This window comes from Streptomyces sp. WAC06614, from assembly GCF_003949795.1.
In the GTDB taxonomy this organism is placed as follows: Bacteria; Actinomycetota; Actinomycetes; order Streptomycetales; family Streptomycetaceae; genus Streptomyces.
On the sequence record NZ_RPRY01000408.1, the window covers coordinates 1 to 5269 of the forward strand.

7 protein-coding genes are annotated in these 5269 nt (G+C 74.4%); 6 read left to right on the forward strand and 1 reads right to left on the reverse strand.

Annotation, left to right across the window (positions count from 1 at the left end):
- From EF918_RS31880 to EF918_RS31890, 3 genes are all read left to right on the forward strand, one after another.
- Positions 1 to 946, forward strand: a 946-nt coding sequence (locus EF918_RS31880; RefSeq protein ID WP_312847883.1) for a hypothetical protein, incomplete at its 5' end; no start/stop codon positions are given.
- Positions 943 to 2118, forward strand: a complete 1176-nt coding sequence (gene mycP / locus EF918_RS31885; protein WP_125652400.1) for a type VII secretion-associated serine protease mycosin — start codon at positions 943 to 945, stop codon at positions 2116 to 2118. The genes EF918_RS31880 and mycP, both read left to right, overlap by 4 nt.
- 2 nt (positions 2119 to 2120) lie before the next feature.
- Positions 2121 to 2858: an SseB family protein gene (locus EF918_RS31890; RefSeq protein ID WP_125652401.1), complete on the forward strand. Its 738-nt coding sequence runs from the start codon at positions 2121 to 2123 to the stop codon at positions 2856 to 2858.
- Positions 2859 to 2972: 114 nt separating this feature from the next.
- Here EF918_RS31890 and EF918_RS31895 read toward each other — a convergent pair whose 3' ends face one another.
- On the reverse strand, positions 2973 to 3350 hold the full coding sequence (locus tag EF918_RS31895; protein WP_125652402.1) for a DUF1844 domain-containing protein: 378 nt from the start codon (positions 3348 to 3350) through the stop codon (positions 2973 to 2975).
- A 334-nt stretch (positions 3351 to 3684) separates the two neighbouring features.
- On the opposite strand from EF918_RS31895, the gene infC reads away from it, so the two are divergent.
- The 3 genes from infC to rplT all read left to right on the forward strand — a co-directional run bounded on the left by infC (position 3685) and on the right by rplT (position 5134).
- Positions 3685 to 4344, forward strand: coding sequence for a translation initiation factor IF-3 (infC, locus tag EF918_RS31905; protein ID WP_125652403.1), 660 nt, complete (start codon positions 3685 to 3687; stop codon positions 4342 to 4344).
- A gap of 104 nt (positions 4345 to 4448) precedes the next feature.
- Complete coding sequence (gene rpmI, locus EF918_RS31910; RefSeq protein ID WP_125652404.1) at positions 4449 to 4643, forward strand: 50S ribosomal protein L35; 195 nt, start codon at positions 4449 to 4451, stop codon at positions 4641 to 4643.
- Positions 4644 to 4747: 104 nt separating this feature from the next.
- Positions 4748 to 5134: a 50S ribosomal protein L20 gene (rplT, locus tag EF918_RS31915; protein WP_125652405.1), complete on the forward strand. Its 387-nt coding sequence runs from the start codon at positions 4748 to 4750 to the stop codon at positions 5132 to 5134.
- The last annotated feature ends 135 nt before the right edge of the window (positions 5135 to 5269 follow it).

Consider the following 5269-nt stretch of genomic DNA (forward strand, 5'->3'; position numbering starts at 1 on the left):
CCCCCGCCCGCACCCCGGCCGCCCCAGCCAGCCGCCCGGGACCCGCACGCCCCCGGCGGCCGCGCCCCGCCCGGCGGTGGGCGCCGAGCCGCGCGCGGACGTCGCGCCGGCGCGCGGTGGTGAGCCGGGTGGAGCGGGTCCGGACGCGGCGCCTGCGGTGGCGCAGCCGGCGCCCGGCTCCGGCGGGGACGGTGGCGGTGTGCTGAGCGTGGACGGGCGGGACCTGGCCGGGCGGCCCGGGCCGCGACGGTCCGCGGCCGGGGCCTGGGTGTGCGCCGTGCTCGGCGTGGTGCTGCTGGCCGGGGCCGGGAGCGTGGAGTGGGCCGAGCGGCGCGACGCCGCGCGCGAGGCCTCCGCCGCCGAGGTCTACCGCCGGGCCGGGGGCCTGTGGCACAACGTGCCCGTCGACCGGCTCCTGCCTCCCGTCCTCGACGGGCACGGGGCCGGCCCCGGCGGCGCCGACCGGACCTGGACCCGGGTCGCCGTGGCCCCCGACGCCGACTGCCCCGCCGCGCTGCCGGGCGACTGGCAGCCCCCGCTCGCCGCCACCGGCTGCACCCGGGTGCTGCGCGCCACCTACACGGACGCCACCCGCAGCTCCCTGGTGACCGTCGGCATGGTCTTCACCCCCGCCGACGCCCCCGCCCTGGCGTCCCTGCGCGGCCGGCTCCCCGCCCCGCAGGGCTACGGCTTCGCCGACGACCGCCGCGCCGCCTGGACCGTCTCGGTCCTGACCGACGCCCCGGTCGTCGTCTACGCCGTGTCCGCCTTCGCCGACGGCCGCCCGGCCGGCCGGCCGCGCCCGGCCGAGGACGCCCTGAAGAAGGACGACACCAGCGCCGTGGCCCAGGCCGGCCTCGGTCACGAGACCAAGGCCGTCGCCGACCGCGTCGAACGCGCCCTGCGCACCCTGGCCGTCCCGTCCAGCCCGGAGCCCGCCCGATGAACCGCCTCGTGCCGCGCGCCACGGCCGGCGCCGCCCTGCTCGCCGTGACCGCCGTCGTCGCCGCGCCCCCGGCCGCCGCCGACGTGATCCGCGACCGCCAGTGGGCCCTGACCGCGCTGCGCGCCGAGGAGGCCTGGGGCACCACCCGCGGCGAGGGTGTCACCGTCGCCGTCCTCGACACCGGGGTCGACGGCACCCACCCCGACCTCGACGGCCAGGTGCTGGACGGCGCCGACCTCATCGGCACCGGAGCCGTCCGGGGCGAGCGCAACTGGGCCCGCCACGGCACCGCCATGGCCGGCATCATCGCCGGACACGGCCATGGCACCAACCGCCGCCAGGGCGTCCTCGGCATCGCGCCCGGCGCCCGGATCCTGCCGGTCCGGGTGATCCTGGAGGAGGGCGACCCGGGCCGGGCCAAGGCCCGCGAGACGAAGGGCGGGGCCCTCGCCGAGGGCATCCGCTGGGCCGCAGACCACGGCGCCGACGTGATCAACCTGTCGCTCGGCGACGACAGCGCCTCCGCCCACCACGAGGCCGCCGAGGACGAGGCCGTCCAGTACGCCCTGGGCAAGGGCGTGGTCGTGGTCGCCTCGGCGGGCAACGGCGGCGAGAACGGCGACCATGCCTCCTACCCGGCCTCGTACCCGGGCGTCATCGCCGTCACGGCGGTCGACCGCCGCGGCCGCAAGGCACCGTTCTCCACGCGGAGCTGGTACGCCACCGTCAGCGCCCCCGGCGTCGACGTGGTCATCGCCGACCCCGACCGCGCCTACTACGAGGGCTGGGGCACCAGCGCCGCCGCGGCCTTCGTCTCCGGCGCCGTGGCCCTGGTCCGCTCCGCCCACCCCGACCTGTCCCCGGCCCAGATCAAGAAGCTGCTGTCGGACACCGCCTCCGACGCCCCGGCCGGCGGCCGTGACGACGCCCGCGGCCACGGGCTGGTCGACCCGGTGGCCGCACTCCGGGCCGCCGAGGGCCTGCGCCCGCAGCCCGCGCTGCCCGAGGCCGCGCCCTACCCGCAGCCGTACTTCGGCCCCGGGCCGGAGCCGACCCCCGGCTCCGGCCGGACCTCCGCCCTGGCCGTACGGATCGCCGCCGGCTGTGGTCTGGCGCTGCTCGCGCTGGCCGCCGGCCTCGCGCGCCGTCGGCCCCGGGATAGGGTCGGGTAACTGTGGCGAACAAGAACATTCCCGACCCCGGTTTCTCCGACGACGACGGCTCCGCCGATCCCCGGCTGAGCGCGGCCCTCGCCGCGTGGGCCGAGGACCGCTCCCGCGAGCCGGAGCTGCTGGCGGCCCTGGCCGGGGCCCGGCTGCTGGTCCCCGTCGTCGCGGTGCTCGGCGAGGTCGAGATCGACCCCGAGACCGGGCTGAAGCAGGAGAAGACCAGCGACATGGCCGTGCCCACGCTGGTCGCCGGCGGCCGGCGGGCCCTGCCCGCCTTCACCTCCACCGAGACGCTCGCCCGCTGGGACCCCGCCGCCCGGCCGGTGGCCGTCCCGCTGCACCAGGCCCTGCAGGCGGCCGCGCACGAGAAGGCCGACACCCTGCTGCTCGACCTGGCCGGGCCCGTGACCTATCCGCTGACCGGCTCCGCCCTGCTGGCCCTGGCCGAGGGCCGCACCGACGCCGACCCGCTGGCCGACCCCGCCGTCCGCGAGGCCGTACGGGGCGCGGTCGCCGCCGAGGCCTCGGTGGTCCGCGCCTACCTCGGCCCGGGCGGGGCCGACGCCGACGGCATCCTGGCGATCGTGCTGGCCGAGGGGACGGAGCCGGCCCAGGGCGCCGGCCGGCTGGCCCGGGCGCTGGCCGCCGACGAGACCCTGCGGGCCCGGCTGGTCCGCGGCCTGAGCCTGGCCCTGCTGCCGGCCGGGGCCCCGGCGCCGGGGGAGCCGCTGTTCAGCCGCTGACCGCGTGCGCACCGGACGCGGCGAGGGCGTGTCCCGGGACCAGGTCCCGGGACACGCCCTCGCCGGTGCGGTGGGAGTCGCTGCGGTAGGAGAGGTACGGCAGGTGCGGCAGGCCTAGCCGAAGACCGGACCGGTGAACTTCTCGCCCGGCCCCTGGCCCGGCTCGTCCGGGACGACGGAGAGCTCGCGGAAGGCGAGCTGGAGGGACTTCAGGCCGTCGCGCAGCGGCGCGGCGTGGAAGGAGCTGATCTCGGTGGCGCTCGCCGTGACCAGGCCCGCCAGGGCGTTGATCAGCTTGCGGGCCTCGTCCAGGTCCTTGTGCTCGGAGTCCGGCTTGTCCAGGCCCAGGTTGACCGCCGCGGCGCTCATCAGGTGCACGGCCACCGTGGTGATCACCTCGACCGCGGGCACGTCCGCGATGTCACGGGTCAAGGCGTCGTAGTCGGGGGCCGCGTCGGCCTCGCCGGCGGTGGGGGGTGTCGCGTCAGTCATGACCCTCACCTTACGGCGTGCGCCCGATTCGCCTCCTCGGGGCCCGCCTGCTAACCTTGTGTGACGACCGGCCGGAGACGTATGTCCCCGGCCCACAAGTGGAGGCTCCGATCTCCCACCTGACCGCCCTCCGGGGCGGCGGGTCACCGGTCACGTGGCATCCATCGTTCCGTACGGACGATGGAAAGCCTCGTCAGACGCGCCCCGCGGTCACACGTGGCGGTGCTCCGGTATTCCTCGGAGCTTCCGCCTGTGTCCCGTCCGGGGCGTTCTTGCGTTTCGGGTGTGGATCGGTCCGACGAACAGACGTCAAGCGACTGTCCCCGAGACAGTCGTGTGGTGCAACCGAGGAGGATCCATCAGCACCGAGCCCCGCATCAACGACCGGATTCGCGTTCCCGAGGTGCGACTTGTCGGTCCCAGCGGCGAGCAGGTCGGGATTGTCCCGCTTGCCAAGGCGCTCGAGCTCGCGCAGGAGTACGACCTGGACCTGGTCGAGGTCGCCGCGTCGGCACGTCCGCCGGTCTGCAAGCTCATGGACTACGGCAAGTTCAAGTACGAATCGGCCATGAAGGCCCGTGAGGCGCGCAAGAACCAGGCGCACACGGTCATCAAGGAAATGAAGCTCCGGCCGAAGATCGACCCGCACGACTACGACACCAAGAAGGGTCACGTCGTCCGGTTCCTCAAGCAGGGCGACAAGGTCAAGATCACGATCATGTTCCGTGGTCGCGAGCAGTCCCGGCCGGAGCTCGGCTACCGACTGCTGCAGCGCCTGGCGGAGGACGTCCAGGAGCTCGGGTTCGTCGAGTCGAACCCGAAGCAGGACGGCCGCAACATGATCATGGTCCTCGGTCCCCACAAGAAGAAGACCGAGGCGATGGCCGAAGCCCGTGAGGCGCAGGCGGCCCGCAAGGCCGAGCGCCAGGGCCAGCGCCCCGAGGAGACGGCTCCCGTCGAGGAAGCCGCCTCCGAGGACAACGCCGAGGCCTGAGCCGGAGCAGCCCGCCCCGGTTCACACCGACACAACTGACGCCCCCGTGGGCCGGTCCGGAAACGGACCGGCGGGAGCGCCACTGACGAGGAGATAACGGCGCTATGCCGAAGAACAAGACCCACAGCGGTTCCAAGAAGCGCTTCAAGATCACCGGCTCCGGCAAGGTGCTCCGTGAGCGCGCCGGCAAGCGCCACCTGCTTGAGCACAAGTCGTCCCAGCTGACGCGTCGCCTCACCGGCAACGCCGAGATGGCTCCGGCCGACGCCAAGAAGATCAAGAAGCTTCTCGGCATGTGAGGTCGTCCCGCTCGCACCTGAGCGGGACGAGACCTCTGGACCGGGACCCCATCGATTTCGGGCCGTGTGACGACATCCACGGCCCCGCTACAAGGAGTTAACAAGTGGCACGCGTCAAGCGGGCAGTCAACGCCCACAAGAAGCGCCGGGCGATCCTCGAGGCGGCCTCCGGCTACCGCGGTCAGCGCTCGCGCCTGTACCGCAAGGCCAAGGAGCAGGTCACCCACTCGCTGGTCTACAACTACAACGACCGCAAGAAGCGCAAGGGCGACTTCCGTCAGCTGTGGATCCAGCGCATCAACGCCGCTGCCCGCCAGAACGGCATGACGTACAACCGCCTCATCCAGGGTCTGAAGGCCGCCAACATCGAGGTGGACCGCAAGATCCTCGCCGAGCTGGCCGTCAACGACGCCAACGCGTTCGCCGCGCTGGTCGAGGTCGCGCAGAAGGCGCTGCCGGCCGACGTCAACGCCCCCAAGGCCGCCGCGTAAGGCCTTTGCCGGCCCCCTGAACCAGGACCGGCCCCACGGACCCGCAGGCCACGCGCCTGCGGGTCCGTGTGCTTTCCCCTCCGCGCAGCCCCGCCGCGCCCCGGACCCCGAGAGAGAACCGCTACAGACCATGGG

Coding starts and splice junctions, on each gene's coding strand:
- EF918_RS31895 (WP_125652402.1), bottom strand. CDS start 3,350: ATGACTGACGCGACACCCCCCACCGCCGGCGAGGCCGACGCGGCCCCC.
- rpmI (WP_125652404.1), top strand. CDS start 4,449: ATGCCGAAGAACAAGACCCACAGCGGTTCCAAGAAGCGCTTCAAGATC.
- mycP (WP_125652400.1), top strand. CDS start 943: ATGAACCGCCTCGTGCCGCGCGCCACGGCCGGCGCCGCCCTGCTCGCC.